This is a genomic window from Salegentibacter sp. BDJ18 (assembly GCF_017579965.1).
In the GTDB taxonomy this organism is placed as follows: domain Bacteria; phylum Bacteroidota; class Bacteroidia; order Flavobacteriales; family Flavobacteriaceae; genus Salegentibacter.
In genome coordinates this window covers 93,537-117,309 of sequence record NZ_JAFLQX010000024.1, presented here as the reverse complement: position 1 = coordinate 117,309, position 23,773 = coordinate 93,537, and the positions used below count along the sequence as shown (strand labels likewise).

Below are 23,773 nucleotides of genomic sequence, written 5' to 3'. Positions count from 1 at the left end.
TTGTGAACCTGCGAGGTCTATTCAATTTTAATTTCTTCTTTATAAATTTTCTTTTCAGAAATAAGATTTAAAATTGTATTAGCTACCTCTGTAAAGGTTTTTAGATCTTCTTCTGAAACATTTTCCTTTACGGCTTCATCAAAGCGTAGAACCACTTTTTTGGAATATTCCCGCATTTCCCGGCCAAAATCGGTTAAATAGATAAGGACGCTGCGACCATCTTTTGGGTTTTTTTTACGCAGAATTAATCCTTTATCTTCCATAGTTTTAAGGATTCGGGATAAGCTTGTAGCTTCCATTCCCATTTTAGGGCCAAGAGAGGTAGAAGGAGTTCCGTTTTCTGGGTCTATGCTTAAAAGTGCAAAACCGGTAGACATTGTACTGCCGGCCTTACCGGCTTCTTCATTATACATTTTTGATACCGCCATCCAGGTGGCACGTAAAACATAATCTATGGTCTTTTCCTTCATTTTTGAATGTTGATTCTCAAAGTTAAGAAAAATATATTATGCACGCATAATAAAATAGAATAAATAATCAGGACATTCTATTATTTGAGCAAGTTTATGAGAAATGCATAAAAAAACCCTTCGAAAAGAAGGGTTTTAACTTAAGTTATAAATAATCTGTAATTATGAAGGTCTATATATTTTCTCGTATAATTTCATATAACGGTCTTTAATATTTCTACGTTTTAATTTCATGGTAGGAGTAAGGTGACCTTCTTCAATTCCCCAAACTTCCGGGGTAAGTTCAACAACTTTTACGCGTTCCCATTTCCCAAATTTCTCGTTATAAAAATCTACTTCTTCCTGGATACGGTTTTTAACCTGATCGTTTTCCGCAATAGCCTTTTCAGAGCCATCACCAATATCAATATTTTTACGTTTGGCCCATTCCTCAACAAACTCGAAATTTGGCTGAATAAGTGCTGCCGGCATTTTTTCGCCATCACCAATCACCATTATTTGTTCGATAAAACGAGATTGTTTCATCGTATTTTCAATAATTTGTGGGGCTACATATTTTCCTCCAGATGTTTTGAACATTTCCTTTTTACGATCGGTAATTTTTAGGAAACCATCTTTATCCAGCTCACCAATATCACCGGTATGGAAAAAATTATCGCCATTTAATACTTCTTTTGTTTTTTCTGGCTCTTTATAATAACCAAGCATCACGTTTGGTCCTTTCGCGAGAATTTCACCGTCTTCGGCAATTTTCACCGTTACATTATCTATAGGTTTTCCTACCGTTCCAATTCTGAAACCTTTATTTCTTTGATCGTTTACTGCAATTACCGGGGAAGTTTCGGTTAATCCATAACCTTCCATCACGGGAATATCGGCTGCGGCAAAAACACGGGCCAGGCGTGGTTGAAGCGCAGCAGATCCAGAAACTATCAATTCAATATTTCCGCCTAAACCTTCTTTCCATTTAGAGAAAATTAGTTTTCTGGCCAGTTTAAGGCGGGTTTCATACCACCATCCGTTTTGTCCGTATGGCTCATATTCTAAACCAAGCTCAACAGCCCAGAAAAATAATTTTTGCTTCACGCCACCAACAGTAGAACCTTTGGCAATAATTTTATCGTAGACTTTTTCTAAAAGTCTCGGAACCGCTGTGATTACGTGTGGTTTTACTTCCTTAAGGTTATCGCTAATTTTTTCTATAGATTCGGCAAAATGAATTGATACTGAATAATATTGATATAAATAAAGTATCATTCTTTCAAAAACGTGGCAAACGGGCAAGAAACTAAGCGCTACATAAGTTCCTCTCTCAAAAGGAACACGCTTAGAGCTATCCATTACATTACTCACGAGGTTATTGTGGGAAAGCATAACTCCTTTTGGCCTCCCGGTAGTTCCAGATGTATATATTAAAGTTGCAAGATCATCTGGCTTAACCGCTTTCTTTAACTGTTCAACCTCGTCCTGGTTGCTTTTATCGTCTCCCAGCTCTAATACTTCAGTCCAGTTTTTAGAACCTTCTATTTCATCAAAAGTATAAACCTCTTTAAGTTTGGTATCGTGTTTAATGGAATTTAGTTTATCCAGTACTTCTTTATCTGATACAAAGCAAAAAACGGCCTCACTGTGATCTAATACATATTGATAATCATCTTCAGAAATTGTAGGATAAATAGGTACAGTTTGCGCGCCTGTTTGCAAAACCCCAATATCCATTACATTCCATTCTGTACGGTTACTCGTAGAAATTATAGCAATTTTATCGTTTGGTTTTATACCCAATCGCAATAATCCACGGCTTATTGCATTTGCCTTATCAATATATTCCTGGGTGGAAAGTGCTTTCCATTCTCCATTATATTTTGTGACTAACGACTTATCTAAAGCGTGTTTTTCCAGTTGAAAATAAGGAAAGTCAAAAAGTCTTGTTGGTTTATCCATTTGGGTGTAGCATTATTATATACTTTGCAAAATAGCAAATTTGTAGCCTATTTCAAATTGAAATATTAAAATAAACAGAGATATATTACTAAGAATATAAATTCTTTAAAGAATATAGCTATTCTATTTATAACAGATTAATACCTAAAGGGCTATTTATTAAATTGATAATCATTGAATTAAAATAGAAACGCCCAACAATAAAAATATCATTGGGCGTTTAAATAATGCTGAAGAAAATTTATTTTTTATCTAACCATTTTCTGGCATTCACAAAGGCTTCAAGCCACGGGCTTACTTTATCGTCTTTCCTGTCTTTTGGGTAATAGGCCCAATTCCAGGGAAAGGTAGAGCGTTCTAAGTGCGGCATCATAACTAAATGTCTTCCGGTATCGTCGGTAAGTATAGCTGTATTGTGGTTAGAACCATTTGGATTGGCTGGATATTTATCATAACCATAATCTCCTACAATGTTATAATGTTCCTTTTTATAGGGAAAGCTGAATTTACCTTCCCCGTGAGCAGCCCAAATACCGAGTTTACTTCCGGAAAGTGTGGATAGCATCACCGATTTGTTTTCCATAATTTCTACGGAAGTAAAATTACATTCAAATTTATGCGATGCATTATGAAGCATTTTTGGTTTCTTTTCGTGGTCTGGATTTATTAATCCTAACTCAATAAAAAGCTGGCAACCGTTACATACTCCAAGCGATAAGGTATCTTCTCTTTTAAAGAAATTATCTAAAGCATTTTTAGCTTTTTCGTTATATAAGAAAGCCCCTGCCCAGCCTTTTGCACTTCCCAAAACATCTGAATTTGAGAATCCTCCTACGGCTGCTATAAATTGAATATCTTCCAGGGTTTCCCTGCCCGAGATTAAATCGGTCATATGTACATCTTTAACCTCAAAACCGGCAAGATGCATTGCGCGGGCCATTTCACGTTCAGAATTAGAACCTTTTTCACGAATAATCGCAGCTTTAATAGCTTTGGTAGGCTTCTCCAATAAATCAGATTGAAATGGAAGCTCACCGGTAAAACCATAAGGAAATTTAAATTCTAATGGTTGATTCTTATAATTATTGAAACGCTCTGTAGCCTTATCTACACCGCTTTGTTTCTGGTCTAAAAGGAAAGAAGTTTTATACCAAACATCCCGCATCTCAGGAATATTAAAACTCAGGTTTTCTGCACCGTTTTTAATTTTTAACTCGTTTCCTTCCGTTACTTTTCCAATTTTAAAGAATTCAACATTATTATCAGTAAGTACTTGTTCAGCGGTTTCATCTTTTGCCTGGAAAACTATTCCGCAGTTTTCATTAAATAATAATTTTACGCTGTCTTTTTCATTCAAGCCGGTAAGGTCTAAATCTGCGCCAAGATTAGTATCGGCAAAACACATTTCAAGAAGCGTAGTGATTAATCCCCCAGAAGCAACATCGTGCCCGGCCAGGATTAAATCCTGCTTAATTAATGCCTGAATATTATAAAAAGCATCAGCGAATCTTATATGATCTTTTATAGTTGGAACTTCTGTCCCGACTTTATTTAGAATTTGCGCAAAAGAAGATCCGCCAAGCTTAAAATTATCCTGCGATAAATTAATGTAATAAATATCACCTCCCCCGAGGCTTCGTGGCTGCAAAACCGGCTCAACTACTTTAGTAATATCGTCACAATGCCCGGCAGCTGAAATGATAACAGTTCCCGGCGAAAGTACTTCACCGTCTTTATAGCGCTGCTTCATAGAAAGTGAATCTTTTCCAGTAGGAACATTTATTCCCAGGGAAATCGCAAAATCTGAAACGGCACGCACTGCTTCATAGAGCCTGGCATCTTCGCCTTCGTTATTACAGGGCCACATCCAGTTTGCCGAAAGCGAAACCGATTTTAAACCTTTCTCTAGCGGAGCCCAAATAATATTTGAAAGCGCTTCCCCAATAGAGTTTTTAGAACCCGCCACGGGATCTACCAAAGCCGAAACAGGCGAGTGACCAATAGAAGTGGCCACGCCTTCTTTCCCATTATAATCCAGCGCCATTACCCCGCAATTGTTTAGCGGAAGTTGCAATGGCCCGGCAGTTTGCTGTTTTGCAACGCGGCCGGTTACACAACGGTCTACCTTGTTGGTTAACCAGTCTTTACAAGCAACAGCTTCTAATTGAAGTACCTGGCTTAAATAATCTTTTATATCTGCTGAAGAATATTCTAAATCCTCGTAAATACGTTTTACCGAAGTATCGGTCATTATGGTTTTTGGAGAGCTGCCAAACATATCTGAAAGTGCCAGGTCCATAGGCTTTTTACCCGATTTTGAACCTTCAAAAGTAAATCTATGATCGCCGGTAACATCACCAACCTGGTAAATAGGAGAGCGCTCACGTTCTGAAACCCTGCGAAGAATTTCATAATTTTTACCGCCAATAACCAGTCCCATTCGCTCCTGCGATTCGTTTCCTATAATTTCTTTAGCTGAAAGAGTTGGGTCGCCAACCGGTAATTTATCTAAATCTATTTTTCCACCGGTTTCTTCTACCAGTTCGCTAAGGCAGTTTAAATGTCCTCCTGCACCGTGATCGTGAATGGAAACTATAGGGTTTTCTTCGCTTTCTACCATTCCGCGCACTGCGTTAGAAGCTCGTTTTTGCATTTCGGGATTGGCTCTTTGTATAGCGTTTAATTCTATTCCGCTACCTAATTCCCCGGTATCGGCAGATGAAACGGCGGCACCGCCCATTCCAATTCGGTAATTTTCACCACCAAGAATTACTATTTTATCTCCTTTTTTAGGAATATCTTTTTGTGCCTGGCTGGCTTTCCCGTAACCAATTCCGCCAGCTAGCATAATTACTTTATCGTAACCTAATTTTCTATTGTGCTCAGTATGTTCAAAAGTAAGTACCGATCCTGAAATTAAAGGTTGTCCAAATTTATTTCCAAAATCTGAAGCCCCGTTAGATGCTTTTATCAAAATATCCATAGGAGTTTGGTACAACCAATCGCGTTCTTTCATTCCATTTTCCCATTTCCGGTCTTTATCCAGCCTGGAATAAGAAGTCATATAAACCGCGGTTCCGGCTAAAGGCAAAGAACCTTTTCCGCCGGCAAGCCTGTCACGAATTTCACCACCGCTTCCGGTTGCTGCACCATTAAATGGTTCTACCGTGGTTGGGAAATTATGCGTTTCAGCTTTTATAGAAATTACCGAATCAAAATCTTTATTTTCATAATATTCTGGAACATCAGGACGTTTTGGTGCAAACTGCTGTACTCGCGGACCATTTATAAAAGCAACATTATCTTTATAAGCCGAAACAATTTCGTTAGGATTTTCTTCAGAAGTTTTTCTGATCATTTTAAACAGCGAGTTTGGCTTTTCCTCTCCATCTATCACAAAAGTACCATTGAAAATTTTGTGGCGACAATGCTCAGAATTCACCTGGGAGAATCCAAAAACTTCAGAATCTGTGAGTTTTCGGCCTAATTTATCGGCTAAGCCCTGTAAATAAGCAACCTCTTCTATATTAAGTGCGAGACCTTCCTGCTGGTTATATGCTGCAATATCATCAATTTCAATAATAGGTTCAGGATTGATATGAATATCAAAAATATCCTGGTCTAAACCTTCGTATTTTTGAGAGAGCATGGGATCAAAATCGTGAAAATTCTTATCTATTCGCAAGAATTCTTCAATTCTAATAATGCCATTTATTCCCATATTTTGGGTGATCTCTACCGCGTTGGTACTCCAGGGTGTGATCATTGCGGCACGGGGACCAACAAAAAAATCTGCCAGAGCAGATTTATTAATTTGTTGTGTATTCCCAAAAAGCCAGTTTAATTTAGTAATGTCTTGCGCCGTAAGATTAGTATGCGTTTCTACCGCAAAAACCTTGGTGGATTGGTCTCCAAAGAAAAGGATCATTCTATGTTGTTTTGTGTTGTTCGCGAAAAGACAAATTTAGGTTTTTTAAAGGAAATATTTTAGGAACTTAGTGCAGAAAATATTGTGGAGGTTTTGCCACGAATTCACGAACCGATTTTTAGTTTTAAGGATTACTCTTTTAAAAGTACTGGCATTGTGAAGGAGTCTTTTTAGACGACTGCGGCAATCTGTACTTTTTCAAATAAGTTCCTTTTAAAATAGGCGGGTTACTAAACTAAAAGATTGCCCGCTCGTCCTGCGTTCGCAATAGCATAACTCCTTTCGTAGTTTAATAACTACCCAAATCTTCAACATTATCCATTTCCAGAAATTCCCAGTCATTGGGATTGTATTCAAGAGAAGGTTCTCTTATGGATTTTTTTCTTCTTAAAGTTTGATCTTTGGCAAAATCTTCATCGCTATCAAGATTTCCAATAACATCTATTAACTCCCCGTTTTTGAAAAGCCCTACAGGATCGTTACCGTTAAAATCTAAAGGTGCGCCGGCTTTTAATTGATTGGATCCTGAAATAATTTTAGAAATAGGAGCCGATTCATTTCCTATTACAAAAGTTTTTTCGTGTGCTAAGTTACCTGCAAGTAAAACTTCACCCATCCAATCGCCGGTTCCATTAGACTGTTTTTTAATGGAATAAATTTTAGTTTCCAGGTTAATATTTTCTCCGGTAAGATTTACAATTTCCAGCGCTTTATTATAAGAAGTACCTTCTACATATTCTGAAAAGAAGATTTCAGTAGAAAAATTATTTTCTTCCGGTTTTTCTTCAGGAATTGAGGTATCGTCTTCTGAACAGGAATAAAAAAGTATAAGAAGAAATAAAAAGTAGTAATTTTTCATCAAAAAAATCAATTTCAGGAAAAATAGCGGGATTTTACCTGAAATTGATTCATTCTAAAAATTTGGGGAGAAACCCTTAAGCCTTTTTTTCTAAAAGTGCCATGTAGAATCCGTCAAAACCGGTTTCAGAAGAAAGCAGGGTTTGATCTCTAAGCAATCTGAATTTTTTTCCTTCTTCAGTATTTTTTAGAAAATTTTCTACTTGCTTTTCATTTTCAGAAGGTAAAACCGAACAGGTTGCGTAAACCATTTTTCCTCCCGGTTTTACTATACGGGAATAGGTTTCAATTATTTCGGCCTGGGTTTTTATAAGATTGTCTATAAATTCAGGTTGCAATTTCCATTTAGCATCCGGATTTCGGCTTAACACTCCGAGGCCGCTACATGGGGAATCTATAAGCACACGATCTGCAGTTCCGTAAAGTTTCTTGATCACTTTTGTGCTGTCTATGGCACGTGGATCTATATTATGGGCACCTGCACGCTTGGCGCGGCGTTTAAGTTCTTTGAGTTTATTTCCGTAGATATCGGTAGCAATAATTTGGCCTTTGTTCTCCATTAAAGCAGCGAGGTGAAGTGTTTTACCACCGGCACCAGCGCAAGTATCTACCACGCGCATCCCGGGTTCTACCTCCAGAAATTCGGCTACTACTTGCGAAGAAGCATCCTGAACTTCAAAAAAGCCATCTTTAAAAGCCTGGGTTCTAAAAACGTTACCGCGTTCTTCCAGTTTTAAAGCGTCTTTATATCCTTTTATAGGTTCGGAAATAATTTCTTCGTTTTTAAGAACGCTGCGTAAATTATCTTTACTTGTTTTTAAGGTATTAGCTCGAAGAATAACGGGCGCCTGTTGATTTAGCGCTGCGATTTCTTTATCCCACACCTTTTCACCAAGTTCTTTTACTCCAAGCTCATCCATCCAATCTGGAATAGATTCGCGGTATTTTCTAATTTTACTTAAGCTATCAAATTTTCCTTTAATTCTTCGGGTAGGTGTGCCGGCAAATTGAGGCCAGTCTGGGAGCGCAATTCCGCGCAAGGTAGCCCACACGGTAAATAATCTAAATAAATTTTCACGATCATACGGCTCTTTAACTTCAGCAATTTCAGCATAAAGTCTTTTCCACCGAACAATATCGTAAACGGTTTCAGCAATAAAACTACGATCGCGAGATCCCCAGCGCTTATCGCGTTTCAGGGTTTGCTCTATAACCTTATCGGCATATTTATTATTGTTGAATATTTCATTTAAGGCATCTATGGTGGCAAAAACCAAATTCCTGTGTAACCGCATAACTAAATTTTGAATTTGCAAAGGTAATTTTTTTAGTCGACAATCGAGGTTTAATTGCTTCAAGGCCTGGCTACATATTAAATAATAAGTTTTAGGGCGCTTTATAAGCTCACAATAGGCTGTTTTGCTGCGGAAAAAATTATATTTGATTTGATAATTGAGATGAAATAGTATAAACCCTGTCTCGAGATCACCATATATTTTTTAGAAGAGCCTTTTAGGTTTGTGCCGAAGTAATTTTTTTAACCAGAATATTTAAATTCAACTTATGAACAGAATTCTATTGTTATGCCTTTTTGTAATTTTTAGTGCCTGTAAAAATGAAAAACAAGCGGAAAAAGAAAACCGGGTACAACCTGAAATAGAATATACTTCAGTAACTATAGAACCTATTCTGGAAAATGATTCCTTGAGTATTAGAGCTATTGAGATAATTGGGAATAACCTGGCTTTCGCGGCCAATAGTGCCACTTTTGGGATGTATGATTTTAATAATAAAAGCTGGCGAACCAATACTCAAAAATACGATACACTGGTGCCCGAATTTAGAGCAGTAGCTTCTACAAATAACGATTTTTTTATGTTGAGCGTTGGAAGTCCCGCTTTACTTTATAAAACCGGAGATTCTGGAGCGATGGAATTAGTTTATAAAGAAGAGCACGAAAAAGCTTTTTATGATGCCATGGCTTTTTGGAATAATGAGGAAGGAATTGCAATGGGTGACCCAACTGATAATTGTATTTCAATAATTATAACCCGCGACGGTGGTAAAACCTGGGAAAAGTTAAACTGCGATGTTTTGCCTGAAGTTATAGCAGGAGAAGCTGCTTTTGCAGCGAGTAATTCTAATATAGCTATTGAAGGAGATAATACCTGGATTTTAACCGGGGGAATGAAATCCCGAATTTATTTCTCGCCAGACAAAGGGAAAACCTGGGAAGTTTATAATACTCCTTTAATAGATGGGGAAGCAACAACCGGCGGATATAGTATGGATTTTTATGATGAAAACTTCGGAATTATTATAGGGGGTGATTATACCAAACCCGATGGAAATACCGGGAATAAAGCTATTACCAAAGATGGTGGCAAAACCTGGGAATTAATTGCAGAAGGGCAGGAGCCAGGATATAAAAGTAGTGTGAGGTTTGTGCCTAATAGTGGAGGAGAAAAAATAATTGCCACTGGTTTCAGCGGAATTTCATATTCTAAAGATTCTGGTAAAACCTGGGAAGAAATTTCTAAAGAAGGTTTTTATACCTTAAGATTTAGAAACGACTCAGTGGCGTATGCTGCAGGAAAAGGTAGGATTGCGAAGCTCAATTTTACTCGATAATCGAGATTTAAATATTCTGAGGCTCATCTTGATTGGAAGAATAATCAATGCTAAACCCTGCAAACTTATCCGTTGAGAGCTTGAATTTAAAAAGAATCCCGGAAGGCCAAAACCTACCGGGATGCTAACTAACTACTAACTAACCAAAAAACTAACTTTTAAGACTCAACAGGTGAGATTTTTATTGCCCAACCAGGATTTTTGCTTTATTATTCCTGATTTTCGCGATCTTTTCTAGATCGGTATTCTTTAATCAATTTTTTATGAAATTCGTCTTCCAGTTTATGAAGTTTAATAATTTCCTGGGAAGACATTATTTCTTTCAAATCTTTGAAAAGCTTCTCTTTAAGAACATAATCCTGCCTTTCTATAATAACGTATTCTTTTAGCATTTCCTCGGCCTCATCTTCAGAAATACATTCTAAATTAGGCAAATCTCTATGCTCTCGTTTTCTCAATTCGTGCAATTCAGACTCATATTCATTATAAATTGGCCAAAATTTTTGGGCTTTTTGTTTATCCAGGTTTAACTCCTGGGTAAAAAAAGCAGTTTTTAATTCCTTTATTTTCTCTCTATGAGATTCACTTCTGTCCTGGGACTGCATTTCCCACAATCCAGAAAACATTAATAATATTATAAGTAGGTTTTTCATATTAATCTTCATCTAAAATATAAAGCGGATCTTCTAAATTTTCATCAAGATAATTCTTCATCGCATTAGAATTTACAGTATTTAGATCTGCATCATCAATAATATATCCTTGCTGAAAAATATAATTTGAAATTTCACTTGTAGAAAATTCTATGTTATTATTGTCTATATAATTTTCCATCACTGAAAGTTCTACATTGTCCCAGCTTGTTTGCGTTTCAGGGTTAATGTAAAAAGTACTGGCAAAAGCAATTACAATTGCGGCGATACTTGCAGCATAAAGAAATGCTTCTTTGGTAAATAATTTTCTAACCCTGGGTTCCGGTTTAGTTGCTTTTTTAAGAATTTCGTCTTCCAGGCCATCAAAATATCCAATTGGTGCAGTGAAACCAGCAGATTTTTTTTCTCCCAGAGTTTCTGAAAGTTTCACCATATCTAACAAATCCTCTTCTAAACTCTCAAAATAGTTTGCTGGGGTCTTAAAGCCTGATTTTTGATTATATGATATTTTTTCTTTCTTCATTTGCTTATTTGACTATGAAAAGTACAAAAGGTTTAATTGGTTTTTAAGTATTCCTCAATTTTTTTAGCCGCGTGGTGGTATGATGCCTTTAGCGCTCCCTCACTGGTTTCAAGTATTTCTGCCATTTCCCGATATTTTAATTCTTCAAAATATTTCATATTAAAAACCTGTTGTTGTTTAGCTGGGAGACTGGCAATTGCTTTTTGCAACTTTAACTGAATTTCATCTCCTTCAAAATAAACATCGCTCTCTAAATTGGAAATTAGTTGTTGCTGTAAATCTTCTGAAGTGATGTGATTGCGTTTAGCGCGTTTATTTAAAAAGCTTATAGATTCGTTGGTGGCTATGCGATACATCCAGGAAAATAATTTACTTTCTCCTTTAAAATTATGGATATTTCTAAAAATTTTGATAAAAGTATTCTGAAGCACATCATGCGCATCCTCATGGTCTTTCACCATGTTACGAATGTGCCAGTATAAACGCTCCTTATATAAAGATACCAATTCCTTAAAAGCTTCAGAAGAAGTCTTTTTATCCTGTAAGCGTTTAATAAGTAGATCTTCGGACGTTTTCAAAGGGATACTTGTCTTAATTTTCATGTGGAATCCCGTGTAGCGGAAGCCAAAGGTAATTAAAACTTTATTCTTCTTAAAGTCAGCGAGTAAAAGAATTCGATCCTAATTTTCGAATAAGCCAAATCTCTGTATAATCGATAAAATGCATAAAAATCAGTTAAAATGCACTTTTTGTTTGGTGAATTGATTTCTCTAATCTATATTTACAGTATCAAAATGATTTAATCTTTTTTGCCCCAATTGAAAACGAATTAAATCTATTATTCTTAGTTGCCCCACAATGAGAATAATTTTTAAAAAAGGATGAAGTTTACTTCGTCCTTTTTTTATGCCTATAAATGAGGGCATGTGAAAGTTATGCTAAAAGTGCTTAATAATTGTATTATGGCAAAAAAATATGTATATTTTTGCTAAATAAAAACAATTACTATGAGAAATTTACTTATAATTCCGATTATGCTATTATTTGCCTTTCAAGTAGAGGCACAAAACCAAACTGAACCGGTAACGGTAGGAGATGTATTAGTGATTAATCAAACTGAAAATCAGGATTTTAAATCTTTAGATTTACCTAAAGCTAATTTCATTATTAAAAAAGGTGGAATTGCAAACTATAAGAGCCTGAATGGGAATAGAGTAGAAGTAACTGCAGTGGAAACAAATGATGCAGGTGAAACTACTGTTAAATTGAAAAGAGAAGATGGGAGAAAATTCTTTAGAACCCATACTACGATTAGCGCTAATATAGATGAAGCTCTTGAAAATGGAGAGTTGATTTTATAAAAAAAATATCTAAAAATTTAAAAAGCTGTCTGAGATTTTCTTTGACAGCTTTTTTTTTGTGCCTTAATCAAAAGATTGCATTTCTACCAACTTTTGATAGGTGCCTTTTTGGGCGAGTAATTCCAGGTGTTTGCCCTGCTCTACAATTTCGCCCCGGTGTAGTACAATAATTTTATCTGCATTTTGTATGGTAGAAAGTCTATGGGCGATAACTATAGAAGTTCTGTTCTTCATCATATTTTCCAGGGCTTTTTGCACCAGTTTTTCGCTTTCGGTATCCAGGGCAGAGGTAGCTTCATCAAGAATCATAATGGGTGGATTTTTAAGTACCGCCCGGGCAATTGAAAGTCTTTGTTTTTGGCCGCCACTTAATTTATTACCACTATCGCCAATATTTGTTTCCAGGCCTTTGGGAAGTTCCTTTACAAATTCCCAGGCATTGGCAACTTTTAAAGCTTCAATAATTTCCTCTTCGGTAGCATTGTCTTTCCCTAATCCAATATTATTTTTAACTGTATCATTAAAAAGAATAGAATCCTGGGTAACAAGTCCCATTAAGTTTCTTAGCGATTTTTTGGTGATTCCTTTAATGTTATGTCCATCTAGTTTAATATCACCTTCGTTAACGTCGTAAAAACGAGTTATTAGGTTTGCGATCGTAGATTTCCCGCTACCAGATTGACCTACCAGAGCAACCATTTTCCCTTTTTCTACCTGCATAGAAAAATTCTTAAGTACGTTTTCTTTTTCGTACCTAAAATTGATATTATCTACTTCAATGCTGTTTTCAAAACTCTCTTTCTTTATGGCATTTTTATCATCCTTTATTGTTGATTCGGTTTCTAGGATTTCTAAAATTCGTTCGGCACTGGCATTTCCTTTTTGAATAGAGTAAGTAGCTTTGGAAATTGCTTTTGCCGGCGTTAGAATATTATAAGTTAATACCAGAAATCCTATAAAAGTTGAGGCGTCCATAGTATTATCAATCAACACCATTCTTCCACCAAACCATAAAATTATAGTGATTACCACCACACCCAAAAACTCACTCATAGGTGAGGCGAGGTTCTGGCGGTGTAAAAGCGTATTTAAAATTCGGTTTAATCGGCCGGTGCTGTCATAAAATTTCTTTTTAAATTTATCTTCAGCATTAAAACCTTTAATGATTTTTAAGCTTGAAAGTGATTCTTCTACAATGGTTAGAAAGTTTGCATTCTCCTGTTGTGCCTGGGTAGATTGAGATTTTAATTTCTTTCCAATAGAAGAAATCAATAAACCTGAAAGTGGTAAAAATACCAACACAAATAGCGTCAATTTCGGGCTAAGCGCGATCATTGCTACCAGGGTAAAAATCAAAGTAAGCGGTTCTTTTACAAAAAGCTCCAGCATACTTAAGAATGAAGTCTGAATTTCCTGAACATCACTGGTAATTCTGGAAATAAAATCTCCTTTTCGTTTTTCAGAAAAGAAGGAAACCGGTAATTCTACAATTTTATCATAGATACGGTTCCTTATATCTTTAAGCATTCCGTTTCTAAGGTTGGCAATAAAATATAAAGCCAGGTAATTAAAAAAGTTCTTTAAAAAGAAAAGCACAATTACTGTAATACAAATACTTACCAAAGCAGCAATTTGGCCGTGTGCTTCTACCTGTTGATTCAGGAAAAAATTAGAATAATCGTTAGCAAAATCTTTTAGGCCACTAAACTCGCCATTCCATACCGGCCTGCTGCTAATTGGCTCTTCTTCCTGAAAAAGCACGCGCAGCATTGGAATAAAAGAAATAAACGCCAGGGTGCTAAAAAGCGCGTAAAAAATATTACTTATAATATTAAGTATCGCAAAACGCTTGTAGGGTTTTGCAAACTGAAGAATCTTTTTTAAATAGGTCATAGAGTAGAGCGCTTAGCCCAGTTGTAATTCGTTTTTAATGCGCTTTATCTTTTCGGCCAGCCTGGCATTTTCAGCATCAAAATTTTCTACTTTATCCAAATCTGAATTTACACTGAAGTAAAACTTGATTTTTGGCTCGGTACCACTTGGCCTTGCTGCTATTTTTGTCCCGTTTTCGGTATAGTAAATTAGTACGTTAGATTTTGGGATTTTAATCTCTTCTTCAATTTTATCCTGTAGGTTATTGGCTTTAGAGGTGTGATAGTCTTCAATAAGAACAACTTTTTCCCCATCGATTTCCTTCCACGGGTTTTCCCTTAAATCAATTAGCATCTGCTTGATTTCTGCTTCGCCCTCAATCCCTTTTTTTACTAAAGAAATTAGTTCTTCACGGTAAAGACCGTATTCGGTATAAAGTTTTAAAAGTTGTTCGTAGAAAGAGCTGCCTTCGGCTTTCATCTGTGCTGCGATCTCGCAGGCGAGTAGGGTAGCAGTAGCCGCATCTTTATCACGCACAAAATCGCCCACCATAAAACCGAAACTTTCTTCGCCCCCGCCAACATAATCAAGGTCTGGATTGTCTTTAATCAATTTGGCGATCCACTTAAAACCGGTTAAGACTTCGTGGTACTGAGCGCCAAAATCTTCTGTAATGTTTTTAAGCATAGGTGTAGAAACAATGGTAGAAGCCACAAAAGAATTAGCCGATAATTTACCCTGTTTCTTATGTTGTTCCAGCAAAAACCAGGTCATAACCAACATCGTTTGATTACCATTAAGCAGAATCATTTTTCCATTCAAATCACGAACTGCTACGCCAAGACGGTCGCCATCTGGATCGGTACCAATTACAATATCGGCATTTTTTTCTTCGGCCAGGTCTAATGCCATTTTTAAGGCTTCCGGTTCTTCAGGATTTGGCGATTTTACCGTTGGGAAATTTCCGTTAGGTTCTTTTTGTTCTTTAACAAGAAAAACATTTTTATAACCAGCTTTCTCTAAAATCTGCGGATTGGTTTTACAGGCCGTTCCGTGCAAGGAGGTGAAAACAATGTTTAAATTATCTTTCGCCGGGGCGGAAGTATTAAAACTTCCATTTTCAACTGAAGCTTTTTGAAATGCTTCATCTACTTCGGTATCTATTTTATGAATAAATTCCGGTTTGGCTTTAAAATTAACTTCTTCGTATTCTAAATTATTGATTATGTCTACAAGCTTGGTGTCTTGTGGCGGTACCAACTGGCCACCGTCCTGCCAATACACTTTATAACCGTTATATTCTGGCGGATTATGGCTTGCGGTAAGTACAATTCCCGCGTGGCAATCAAGATATTTCACCGCGAAAGAAAGCTCTGGGGTTGGCCTTAATTCTGAAAACAAATAAACCTCAATCTCGTTAGCCGAAAATACTTCAGCTACCATTTGCGCCAGTTCTTTAGAATTATTTCTACAATCGTACGCGATCGCTACTTTTAATTTTTCACCTTTAAATTCGGTTTTCAATAAATTAGAAAGTCCCTGGGTATTTTTTCCGAGGGTATATTTATTGATACGGTTGGTGCCTACACCCATAATTCCACGCATACCACCGGTTCCAAAAGCGGCATTCTTATAAAAAGATTCTTCCAGTTCAGCCGGATCGTTTTCAATTAGATGGTTAATTTCTTTGTGCGTGTCTACGTCAAATATATCAGTCAGCCAGGTTTTAGCCTTAGCCAGGATTTCTGGTTTATTTTTAGCCATAATTATAAGTTTAGAGAAACAAAAATAAGGATTAATGCCTTAATGGCATTATAAATTTGGCGTGGTTTTATTGATAAGGTAGCGTTCTTTTTCGCGTTTAGAGCGTAAAATAAGCTCACCCAGGAAACCTGCAAGAAACAATTGCGAACCAATTATCATTACCGCAAGAGCGATATAAAACCAGGGGTTTGAGGTTATCAAAACGTTAGGCAGGCCGTGATAAAGTTTGTAAAGTTTGGAAATACCAATCCAACCGGCCGAAAGAAAACCGAAAATAAACATTAAAACCCCTAAAGCCCCAAAAAGGTGCATAGGCCTGCGACCAAATTTCGAAAGAAACCAAATACTTATAAGATCCAGGAAGCCATTAATAAATCTTTCGGCGCCAAATTTTGTTTTTCCGTATTTACGAGCCTGGTGCTGAACTTCCTTTTCGGTAATTTTAGTAAAACCCGAATTTTTTGCAAGAACCGGGATATACCGGTGCATTTCGCCATAAATATCAATATTCTTTACAACCGCCTGTTTGTAAGCTTTAAGGCCGCAATTAAAATCATGCAGTTTTACGCCGGAAGTTTTTCTCGCTGCAGCGTTGAAAACTTTTGAAGGGATATTTTTGGTGACTACAGAATCGTAGCGCTTCTTTTTCCAGCCCGAAACCAGGTCGTAACCTTTTTCGGTAATCATTTTATAAAGTTCAGGGATTTCTTCTGGATTGTCTTGAAGATCGGCATCCATAGTGATAATAACATCTCCCTTAGCTCGTAGAAACCCCGCGTGAAGTGCCTGGGATTTCCCGTAGTTTCTATTGAATTTTATTCCCTTAACCGCCTGGTCATTTTCTGCCAGGGCTTCAATGGTTTTCCAGGAATTATCTGTACTGCCGTCGTCTATAAAAATGATCTCGTGTGAAAAGGAATTGGATCGCATTACTTTTGCGATCCAATTATATAATTCAGTTAAAGATTGTTCTTCGTTTAAAAGCGGAATAACGACGGAAATCTGCATTATTTTATTTCTATTGATGTGCAGGATTTTCTCTCTTTAGAATTAACCCTGTAATTAATGATATTATAAAGCCGAAAAATAAACTTCCTACTAGCGCCATAGTTGCAAAAAACCAGGGACTAGTAAACATTTTGGTCATTTCCAAAGCTTGATTTTGTTGAGATTCTGGCATATTTTGTTCTGCCATTTGTAAAACTGCCTGATCGTACATCATTTCTGAATACTCAGGATATACAAAGCTATAATGAATATAGGAATAAATTGCAGTAATTACTCCGCTTATTACGGCTACAGCTAATCCTACTTTTAAAGCTTCCTTTAGACTTAGAAAACCATTGTTATTTTGCTTGAATTTTTTAATAGCTAAAACAAAAATAGCAATTGAAACAAGAGTATTTATTACCCCGACCACCCAGTTATCCTGAGCTACATTAAAAACATAAATAAGAACCAGGGCTAAAATAGAGTAAATAGCAAGAACAAACCCGTAAGGATAGGCAACCGATTTAATTGAAGTAGAATTTTCCATAATTTAAGATTGTTTAGTTACAACCGGTTAGTAAGCAAATATAACAAAACGTTACATTGCAGAAGAATTAAAAATATTTTTGTCTATCCCTTGTTTTTATAATTGAATTACTTAAATTTGCACCTCGAAAATTAAAAGAACTAAAGCGATGAAGCAGGGAATCCATCCGGAAAATTATAGATTAGTAGCATTTAAAGATATGTCTAACGAAGATGTATTCATTACTAAATCTACCGCGAACACTAAAGAAACTATTGAAGTAGAAGGTACAGAGTATCCACTTATTAAGTTGGAAATCTCAAGAACTTCTCACCCATACTACACCGGGCAAACCAAATTGGTTGATAGCGCCGGGCGTATTGACAAGTTTAAAAACAAGTACAAGAAATTCAAGAAATAATTTTTTGTTATATATAATTTCAGAAAGTCGTCTTTTTTAAGGCGACTTTTTTTGTGCTTTACTTTTTATAATATATAAAGGTTTCAGGAAGAAGGAACTTATTTTTCACTTCATTTTTCAAGTTAAAAGCCCGTAGACTTGCGTCAAGTGAGTTTATTTGTATTTTTGAAACCTAAATTTGTGCGGATGAATTATATATTATTTGACGGTTCTGCCAGGAACCGCTTACTCCCTTTTACCTTTACGCGGCCTGTAGCCGATATTAGAGTTGGTATTCTTACAATTCGGGAAAAATGGGAGTTCCTTTTAAAATCTACCACTTCTACAGTTACCGAAGATTATTTAGCCGAAAAATGGCCAATGGTAGAATTGGAAGAAAACATAATGATAAATGCTTCTTTTCTTCCTAATCCTGGATTTTTGCAACAAATAAAAAGCCTAAAACCAAACCAGGCAATCTTTCATCAGGAAGATATTGTTGCTTTTCACGCTTACGAAGATCAGGAAGTAGCTTTAGAGGACTATGAGCAAATAGAGTTGGCCGATGGGGTAATTCAAATAAATAATTCCTGGGATATTTTTTCAAAAAACGGGGAAGCTATAGAAGCCGATTTTGAAATTATAACCAAAGGCAGAAAATCTCAGCCCATCCACGAATCGAATTACGTAAAAAATCCCGAAAAGATTTTTATAGAGGAAGGAGCCGAAGTGGAGAATTGTTCATTAAACGCTTCCACCGGGTCCATTTATATAGGGAAAGATGCAAAAGTACTGGAAGGCAGCCTTATAAAAGGAGCTCTCGCAGTTTGCGAAGGTGCTTTGGTGAAAATGGGTGCTAAAATTTATGGTCCAACAACGTTGGGGCCTGGATGTCGTGGTGGCGGAGAAATAAATAATGCAGTGCTTTTTGCGAATTCCAATAAAGGTCACGACGGATATTTAGGAAATTCGGTTTTAGGGGAATGGTGTAATTTGGGTGCCGATACCAACAATTCCAACCTGAAAAATAATTATGCTGAAGTGCGTATTTGGGATTACGAAACTGAAGGTTTTGCTAAAACCGGATTGCAATTTTGCGGATTAATGATGGGCGACCATAGTAAATGCGGAATTAACACGATGTTCAATACCGGGACGGTTGTGGGCGTAAGTTCAAATATCTTTGGAGCCGGGTTTCCTCGAAATTTTGTACCCAGCTTCAGTTGGGGTGGCAGCGCCGGGATGACGGTTTACAAAACCGAGAAAGCCTTTGAGGTTGCTGAAATTGTTATGAACCGCCGGAACTTGGAATTTTCAGAAGAAGATAAAAAAATACTTGAACACGTTTTTGAGGAAACCAGTAAGTGGAGGCGAGGGTAGTTGATAGAACAAAACTTTCCAAAAGAATATTAATAAAGGCTATCTGAAATATCTTTAAGTCGTCATCCTGAATTTATTTCAGGATCTAAGTTGGTTGAATTTGCAACGTGTTAGAAGCTGAAACAAGTTCAGCTTGACGTAAATTAGATATTTCAGATAGCCTTTTATTTCATTAAAACTTATTTACTTCTATTTTTAAGAATCCTTCCTAAAAAACGTAGCTTCATAAGTATTGCTATTCCCCACATTATCGGTTACAATAATTTTTAATTGGTTTTCGGTATCGGTTACAATACCATCACTAAAATCGTGGGTTAGCGTATTGTTTTTATACTCATATTCCATAAGAATAAATTTCCCGTTTACCGTAGCTCGATAGCTTTTAATCCCTGAGAGATCATCGCTAATTTTCACCTGTAAAGTATTGTTGCTGGAAATCCACTGGCCATCATTAAAATTGGTAGGCCATATTTTTGGAGGTGTAACATCTGATGCCAGGGTATATTCTCCAAAAGTTCTTGTACCGGTAGTGAATCGGTTTGCTTTTTTGTAGGTAGAAGAATAATTAGGGCGGTTTCCATAACCTAATCTTGCGATAAAAAGTTTTTCCTTTTCTTCAGCTGAATATTCACTAACGTCAAAACCTATAGTGATATTTTTATGAAGCGGGGTGTGGTCTTCATGAACTTTCACTTTGTCTTCTCCAAATTCAATATCTAAATAGGTGTCGCTATAAAGACTTCCTTTGGGGATATAGATATCCATTCCATTAGCTTCGGCAGCGAAAGGCTGATTTGCCTGTGCAAAATAATCGGTTTTATCTTCTTTTTTAGGCGGAATATCGTTTCGTTGAACTCCCTGGATAGGAATTCTTATCACGCGCTGGTTTCCGGCAAAGTCGCTCACTTTTATGGTGTAATTGTAATTAAGGCTATCCTGAATATGTAACTCTCCCTTATTTACTACATCTTCGTACAGGCTTAGCGGATTTCCTTTTTCAACAAAAAGTTTTTGAATTCGTTTTCGGTTTTTGCTATAATATTCATAATCGATTAACTGGTTAAGGTGACGGGTTTCAGCAAAAGAAAAACGCTTAAAGGGTAAGGTTAATATACGATCGCCATTTAGCTCAGCTTCAATTTGATAGACTCCGTTTCGGTTAGGAGCCCCATCTTGCTGATCTACAGATGAAATACCAAAGCCAATATTTCCGCAGGCATCAATTTCGCTTGCAATATAACTACCATCTTCAAGTGGTGTAAGGTTTATTTTTTGTCGCTCCCGGGAATTATTTATGTGTGCTTCTTCGTCTAAAGGATAAGCATACAATCCGTCAATTATGGGTGCTCTATTATCTTCAATATTTATCCCAAAAAGTTTAGGATTCATAGGTCGTTGGCTGCCATCACGAATTTCAAAATGAAGGTGAGGGCCACCGCTGCCACCCGTATTTCCACTAAAGGCAATAAGTTCATTGGCTTCTACCGGTAATTCTCCAGCTTCAGGAAAGAGCTCTATTTCGTATGTTTCGTTTGCGTATTGGCGCTTTTTTACATAAGCTTCAATTTCGGGCGAAAATTCTTTTAAGTGGGCGTAAACAGTGGTGTAGCCGTTAGGATGCTGTAAATAAAGCGCTTTTCCGTAGCCATAATGTTGAATATTTATTCGGCTAACATATCCTTTAGCCGAAGCAATTACATTTAAACCCTGTCTTTGTTGGGTTTTAATATCCAATCCGCTATGAAAATGATTGGAACGCAGTTCTCCAAAAGTACCTGAAAGCACAAGTGGAACATCAAGCGGTTTTTGAAAATAATCTTTCGGAAGCTGCGCCTGGGCAAAGATTGCAGTGCTAAAGAATAATAGAATTACAGCTAAAATAGATTTCATATTAATTTTTTATTTGGGGTATAACAGGGCGGTAAAGTTAATTAAAGTTTAATCAAAAATTAAAGGCTTAGTGCTTAGAAACTTAGCAAATGTCTTGCCTAATTTTAAAAATAGACGAAAAAACAATTGGCATATTAGAGCGCGAATGTTAACTTTGTGGGGATAAGCATTACATTTGGCTTTTATGAGTGAATTGACAGAAATCGTTGATAGCCTTGAAAATAGGATTAGTAAACTGCTTCATAAGTATGAAAATTTAAAGCAGAATCACCGTTCTTTAGAGGAAGAAATGACCGCTGTTAAAGAAGAAAATCAAAGATTAGCCCAAAAAATTGAAGGTTCTAATCAGGAAGTTCAAAACCTTAAAGCCGCCAATGCAATGCTGGGCAGTACCGAATTCAAAACAGAAACCAAGCTTAAATTAAATAGCTTAATAAGGGAGATTGATCAATGCATTGTTCAATTATCTGAATAATAAATATGGCCGATAAATTAAAAATAAAACTTTCTATTGCAGACCGTGTGTACCCTTTAACCATTAATCCCCAACAGGAAGAAGGTTTACGTAAGGCAGCGAAGAAAATTGAGGCTATGATTAAGCAATTTGAGCAAAGTTATGCCGTGAGGGATAAGCAGGATGTATTAGCGATGTGTGCTTTACAATTTGCCGCCCAAACCGAGCAAAAAGATATAGATAGATCTACCGATACGCTTAAAGCAGAAGATAAACTCAAATCACTTAACGATTTGCTGCAGAAGCACCTGGTATAATAAACGTTCTTTAAATAAATAAAGGTTACTGCCTGTATTAGTGATATTTTGATAAACTCAACAGAGATTCTTTAAAGAGGGTGAGTCTAAGTTGTAAAAGCGCGCCGCCTTAGAGCGGATTCTTGATCAGCTTGTTAGCCCTAAACTTGTTTTTAAGGAGTTTAATCCAAAAACCTATCTAATACAGGCTTTTTTTATACATAAATTTTAAATATGGAGATATTACTAAATATAGTTATTGGGGTTGTGGGTATAGCGATAGGGTTTGCTATTGCTAAACAGTTGGAGCGAAAAAGAGCTTCACAAACCATTAAAAACGCCAAGAAGACTGCAGCCAACATTCTTAAGGAAGCAAAATCTGAAGGAGAAAGTATCAAAAAAGATAAGATACTACAGGCTAAAGAGAAATTCATCGAGTTAAAATCGGAGCACGAGAAGGTAATTCTTAACCGGGATAAGAAGATGAATGATGCCGAAAAACGCATTAGGGATAAAGAATCGCAGGTTTCGGGAGAACTTTCTAAGAATAAAAAGCTCAATAAAGAGTTTGAAGAAAAATTAACCGATTATAATCAGCGCGTAGAATATCTTGAAAAGAAACAGGAAGAAATAGATAAACTTCGCAATAGCCAGATACAGCAGTTAGAAGTGATCTCTGGTCTTTCTGCCGATGAAGCCAAGGCACAACTTTCTGAAGCGCTTAAGGACAGCGCCAGGACAGATGCTATGGCGTTAATTCAGGATACTATAGAAGAAGCAAAATTAACCGCACAGCAAGAAGCCAAGAAAATTATTATAAACACCATTCAGCGAATTGGTACTGAAGAGGCAATTGAGAATTGTGTTTCAGTCTTCAACCTTGAGAGCGATGATGTAAAAGGTAGAATTATAGGCCGTGAAGGAAGAAATATTAGGGCATTAGAAGCCGCAACCGGGGTAGAAATTATTGTAGACGATACTCCTGAAGCTATTATTCTTTCTTGCTTTGATTCGGTTAGAAGGGAAGTTGCTCGTTTATCACTCCATAAATTGGTAACCGATGGTAGGATTCACCCGGCCAGAATTGAAGAAGTGGTTAAGAAAACCCGCAAGCAAATTGACGAGGAAATTATTGATATTGGTAAGCGTACCGTAATTGATTTAGGAATTCACGGCTTAAACCCAGAATTGATCAAACTGGTAGGACGAATGAAATATCGTTCTTCTTACGGCCAAAACTTATTACAACACTCCAGGGAAGTTGCAAAACTTTGTGGCGTAATGGCTTCAGAACTTGGTATTAACCCAAAACTGGCTAAACGTGCGGGATTATTACACGATATTGGTAAAGTGCCGGAAACCGAAACAGAAGTGCCTCACGCGATCCTTGGAATGCAATGGGCAGAGAAACACGGCGAAAAACCTGAAGTTTGTAATGCTATTGGTGCTCACCACGACGAGATAGAGATGAATTCTTTACTTTCTCCTATTGTTCAGGTTTGTGATGCAATTAGCGGTGCAAGACCGGGAGCCAGAAGGCAGGTGCTGGATTCTTATATTCAGCGTTTAAAGGATCTTGAAGAGATTGCCTTTGGATTTGGAGGAGTGAAAAAAGCTTACGCCATCCAGGCAGGACGTGAATTACGTGTAATTGTTGAAAGTGAAAAAGTGAATGATGAAAAAGCTTCAAACCTTTCTTTTGAAATTTCACAAAAGATCCAGACTGATATGACTTATCCTGGACAGGTTAAAGTAACGGTAATTCGCGAAACAAGAGCGGTAAATATTGCTAAGTAGAGATAGATAATATTTTAAAAATTTCATATTTAGAAG

General features: G+C 36.7%; 20 protein-coding genes and 1 other RNA gene. 8 read left to right on the top strand and 13 right to left on the bottom strand.

Annotation, left to right across the window (positions count from 1 at the left end; genetic code table 11):
• Nucleotides 1-17 precede the first annotated feature (17 nt).
• From J0871_RS14260 to J0871_RS14240, 5 genes are all read right to left on the bottom strand, one after another.
• The gene (locus tag J0871_RS14260) at nucleotides 18-470 is read right to left on the bottom strand and encodes a MarR family transcriptional regulator (protein ID WP_075327253.1); all 453 of its coding nucleotides are present in this window, start codon (nucleotides 468-470) and stop codon (nucleotides 18-20) included.
• Nucleotides 471-632: 162 nt separating this feature from the next.
• Nucleotides 633-2,414 carry an AMP-dependent synthetase/ligase gene (locus J0871_RS14255; RefSeq protein WP_208225936.1) on the bottom strand — a complete coding sequence of 594 codons (1,782 nt, stop codon included), beginning with the start codon at nucleotides 2,412-2,414 and terminating at the stop codon, nucleotides 633-635.
• Nucleotides 2,415-2,655: 241 nt separating this feature from the next.
• Nucleotides 2,656-6,342, bottom strand: a complete 3,687-nt coding sequence (gene purL, locus J0871_RS14250) for a phosphoribosylformylglycinamidine synthase (protein WP_208225935.1) — start codon at nucleotides 6,340-6,342, stop codon at nucleotides 2,656-2,658.
• A gap of 289 nt (nucleotides 6,343-6,631) precedes the next feature.
• Nucleotides 6,632-7,201: a hypothetical protein gene (locus J0871_RS14245; RefSeq protein WP_208225934.1), complete on the bottom strand. Its 570-nt coding sequence runs from the start codon at nucleotides 7,199-7,201 to the stop codon at nucleotides 6,632-6,634.
• A 76-nt stretch (nucleotides 7,202-7,277) separates the two neighbouring features.
• Nucleotides 7,278-8,495, bottom strand: coding sequence for an RsmB/NOP family class I SAM-dependent RNA methyltransferase (locus J0871_RS14240; protein WP_075327249.1), 1,218 nt, complete (start codon nucleotides 8,493-8,495; stop codon nucleotides 7,278-7,280).
• 268 nt (nucleotides 8,496-8,763) lie between these two features.
• Between J0871_RS14240 and J0871_RS14235 the strand changes: the two genes are divergently transcribed.
• Entirely contained in the window at nucleotides 8,764-9,831 is a 1,068-nt protein-coding gene (locus J0871_RS14235; protein WP_208225933.1) for an oxidoreductase, read from the top strand.
• 209 nt (nucleotides 9,832-10,040) lie between these two features.
• Here the strand turns inward: J0871_RS14235 and J0871_RS14230 are convergent, their stop codons facing one another.
• Genes J0871_RS14230 through J0871_RS14220 form a run of 3 tightly spaced genes read right to left on the bottom strand, consistent with a single transcriptional unit; the run spans nucleotide 10,041 to nucleotide 11,585 of the window.
• Entirely contained in the window at nucleotides 10,041-10,484 is a 444-nt protein-coding gene (locus J0871_RS14230) for a hypothetical protein (protein ID WP_208225932.1), read from the bottom strand.
• A 1-nt stretch (nucleotide 10,485) separates the two neighbouring features.
• A complete protein-coding gene (locus tag J0871_RS14225; RefSeq protein ID WP_208225931.1) occupies nucleotides 10,486-11,007 on the bottom strand; it encodes a hypothetical protein in 522 nt (173 codons plus the stop codon).
• Nucleotides 11,008-11,039: 32 nt separating this feature from the next.
• The gene (locus J0871_RS14220; RefSeq protein ID WP_208225945.1) at nucleotides 11,040-11,585 is read right to left on the bottom strand and encodes an RNA polymerase sigma factor; all 546 of its coding nucleotides are present in this window, start codon (nucleotides 11,583-11,585) and stop codon (nucleotides 11,040-11,042) included.
• A 429-nt stretch (nucleotides 11,586-12,014) separates the two neighbouring features.
• On the opposite strand from J0871_RS14220, the gene J0871_RS14215 reads away from it, so the two are divergent.
• Nucleotides 12,015-12,368, top strand: a complete 354-nt coding sequence (locus tag J0871_RS14215; RefSeq protein WP_208225930.1) for a hypothetical protein — start codon at nucleotides 12,015-12,017, stop codon at nucleotides 12,366-12,368.
• A gap of 63 nt (nucleotides 12,369-12,431) precedes the next feature.
• Here the strand turns inward: J0871_RS14215 and J0871_RS14210 are convergent, their stop codons facing one another.
• From J0871_RS14210 to J0871_RS14195, 4 genes are read right to left on the bottom strand one after another with little or no spacing between them, the layout of a single operon-like run.
• A complete protein-coding gene (locus tag J0871_RS14210) occupies nucleotides 12,432-14,261 on the bottom strand; it encodes an ABC transporter ATP-binding protein (RefSeq protein WP_208225929.1) in 1,830 nt (609 codons plus the stop codon).
• 12 nt (nucleotides 14,262-14,273) lie between these two features.
• Nucleotides 14,274-16,004 carry a phospho-sugar mutase gene (locus J0871_RS14205; RefSeq protein WP_208225928.1) on the bottom strand — a complete coding sequence of 577 codons (1,731 nt, stop codon included), beginning with the start codon at nucleotides 16,002-16,004 and terminating at the stop codon, nucleotides 14,274-14,276.
• A gap of 48 nt (nucleotides 16,005-16,052) precedes the next feature.
• The gene (locus J0871_RS14200) at nucleotides 16,053-17,012 is read right to left on the bottom strand and encodes a glycosyltransferase family 2 protein (RefSeq protein WP_208225927.1); all 960 of its coding nucleotides are present in this window, start codon (nucleotides 17,010-17,012) and stop codon (nucleotides 16,053-16,055) included.
• A gap of 10 nt (nucleotides 17,013-17,022) precedes the next feature.
• Complete coding sequence (locus tag J0871_RS14195) at nucleotides 17,023-17,541, bottom strand: DUF4199 domain-containing protein (protein WP_075327242.1); 519 nt, start codon at nucleotides 17,539-17,541, stop codon at nucleotides 17,023-17,025.
• A gap of 148 nt (nucleotides 17,542-17,689) precedes the next feature.
• On the opposite strand from J0871_RS14195, the gene J0871_RS14190 reads away from it, so the two are divergent.
• Entirely contained in the window at nucleotides 17,690-17,941 is a 252-nt protein-coding gene (locus J0871_RS14190; protein ID WP_037314972.1) for a type B 50S ribosomal protein L31, read from the top strand.
• 186 nt (nucleotides 17,942-18,127) lie between these two features.
• Nucleotides 18,128-19,300 carry a GlmU family protein gene (locus J0871_RS14185; RefSeq protein ID WP_208225926.1) on the top strand — a complete coding sequence of 391 codons (1,173 nt, stop codon included), beginning with the start codon at nucleotides 18,128-18,130 and terminating at the stop codon, nucleotides 19,298-19,300.
• A 195-nt stretch (nucleotides 19,301-19,495) separates the two neighbouring features.
• Here the strand turns inward: J0871_RS14185 and J0871_RS14180 are convergent, their stop codons facing one another.
• Nucleotides 19,496-21,190 (bottom strand): M23 family metallopeptidase, encoded by a 1,695-nt coding sequence (locus J0871_RS14180; protein ID WP_208225925.1) that lies wholly within the window; start codon nucleotides 21,188-21,190, stop codon nucleotides 19,496-19,498.
• A gap of 184 nt (nucleotides 21,191-21,374) precedes the next feature.
• Here J0871_RS14180 and J0871_RS14175 point away from each other — a divergent pair, with 184 nt between their 5' ends.
• From J0871_RS14175 to rny, 4 genes are all read left to right on the top strand, one after another.
• Nucleotides 21,375-21,665, top strand: a complete 291-nt coding sequence (locus tag J0871_RS14175) for a hypothetical protein (RefSeq protein WP_075327238.1) — start codon at nucleotides 21,375-21,377, stop codon at nucleotides 21,663-21,665.
• A 5-nt stretch (nucleotides 21,666-21,670) separates the two neighbouring features.
• A complete protein-coding gene (locus J0871_RS14170) occupies nucleotides 21,671-21,961 on the top strand; it encodes a cell division protein ZapA (protein ID WP_075327237.1) in 291 nt (96 codons plus the stop codon).
• A 55-nt stretch (nucleotides 21,962-22,016) separates the two neighbouring features.
• Nucleotides 22,017-22,124, top strand: a non-coding RNA gene (gene ssrS, locus J0871_RS14165) — 6S RNA.
• 50 nt (nucleotides 22,125-22,174) lie between these two features.
• Nucleotides 22,175-23,737: a ribonuclease Y gene (gene rny, locus J0871_RS14160; RefSeq protein ID WP_075327236.1), complete on the top strand. Its 1,563-nt coding sequence runs from the start codon at nucleotides 22,175-22,177 to the stop codon at nucleotides 23,735-23,737.
• Nucleotides 23,738-23,773 lie beyond the last annotated feature (36 nt).

Excerpts from the sequence above, each read along its gene's own strand:
- J0871_RS14260 (WP_075327253.1), bottom strand. The coding sequence starts at position 470 with ATGAAGGAAAAGACCATAGATTATGTTTTACGTGCCACCTGGATGGCG.
- J0871_RS14255 (WP_208225936.1), bottom strand. The coding sequence starts at position 2,414 with ATGGATAAACCAACAAGACTTTTTGACTTTCCTTATTTTCAACTGGAA.
- purL (WP_208225935.1), bottom strand. The coding sequence starts at position 6,342 with ATGATCCTTTTCTTTGGAGACCAATCCACCAAGGTTTTTGCGGTAGAA.
- J0871_RS14245 (WP_208225934.1), bottom strand. The coding sequence starts at position 7,201 with ATGAAAAATTACTACTTTTTATTTCTTCTTATACTTTTTTATTCCTGT.
- J0871_RS14240 (WP_075327249.1), bottom strand. The coding sequence starts at position 8,495 with ATGCGGTTACACAGGAATTTGGTTTTTGCCACCATAGATGCCTTAAAT.
- J0871_RS14235 (WP_208225933.1), top strand. The coding sequence starts at position 8,764 with ATGAACAGAATTCTATTGTTATGCCTTTTTGTAATTTTTAGTGCCTGT.
- J0871_RS14230 (WP_208225932.1), bottom strand. The coding sequence starts at position 10,484 with ATGAAAAACCTACTTATAATATTATTAATGTTTTCTGGATTGTGGGAA.
- J0871_RS14225 (WP_208225931.1), bottom strand. The coding sequence starts at position 11,007 with ATGAAGAAAGAAAAAATATCATATAATCAAAAATCAGGCTTTAAGACC.
- J0871_RS14215 (WP_208225930.1), top strand. The coding sequence starts at position 12,015 with ATGAGAAATTTACTTATAATTCCGATTATGCTATTATTTGCCTTTCAA.
- J0871_RS14210 (WP_208225929.1), bottom strand. The coding sequence starts at position 14,261 with ATGACCTATTTAAAAAAGATTCTTCAGTTTGCAAAACCCTACAAGCGT.
- J0871_RS14205 (WP_208225928.1), bottom strand. The coding sequence starts at position 16,004 with ATGGCTAAAAATAAACCAGAAATCCTGGCTAAGGCTAAAACCTGGCTG.
- J0871_RS14200 (WP_208225927.1), bottom strand. The coding sequence starts at position 17,012 with ATGCAGATTTCCGTCGTTATTCCGCTTTTAAACGAAGAACAATCTTTA.
- J0871_RS14195 (WP_075327242.1), bottom strand. The coding sequence starts at position 17,541 with ATGGAAAATTCTACTTCAATTAAATCGGTTGCCTATCCTTACGGGTTT.
- J0871_RS14190 (WP_037314972.1), top strand. The coding sequence starts at position 17,690 with ATGAAGCAGGGAATCCATCCGGAAAATTATAGATTAGTAGCATTTAAA.
- J0871_RS14185 (WP_208225926.1), top strand. The coding sequence starts at position 18,128 with ATGAATTATATATTATTTGACGGTTCTGCCAGGAACCGCTTACTCCCT.
- J0871_RS14180 (WP_208225925.1), bottom strand. The coding sequence starts at position 21,190 with ATGAAATCTATTTTAGCTGTAATTCTATTATTCTTTAGCACTGCAATC.
- J0871_RS14175 (WP_075327238.1), top strand. The coding sequence starts at position 21,375 with ATGAGTGAATTGACAGAAATCGTTGATAGCCTTGAAAATAGGATTAGT.
- J0871_RS14170 (WP_075327237.1), top strand. The coding sequence starts at position 21,671 with ATGGCCGATAAATTAAAAATAAAACTTTCTATTGCAGACCGTGTGTAC.
- rny (WP_075327236.1), top strand. The coding sequence starts at position 22,175 with ATGGAGATATTACTAAATATAGTTATTGGGGTTGTGGGTATAGCGATA.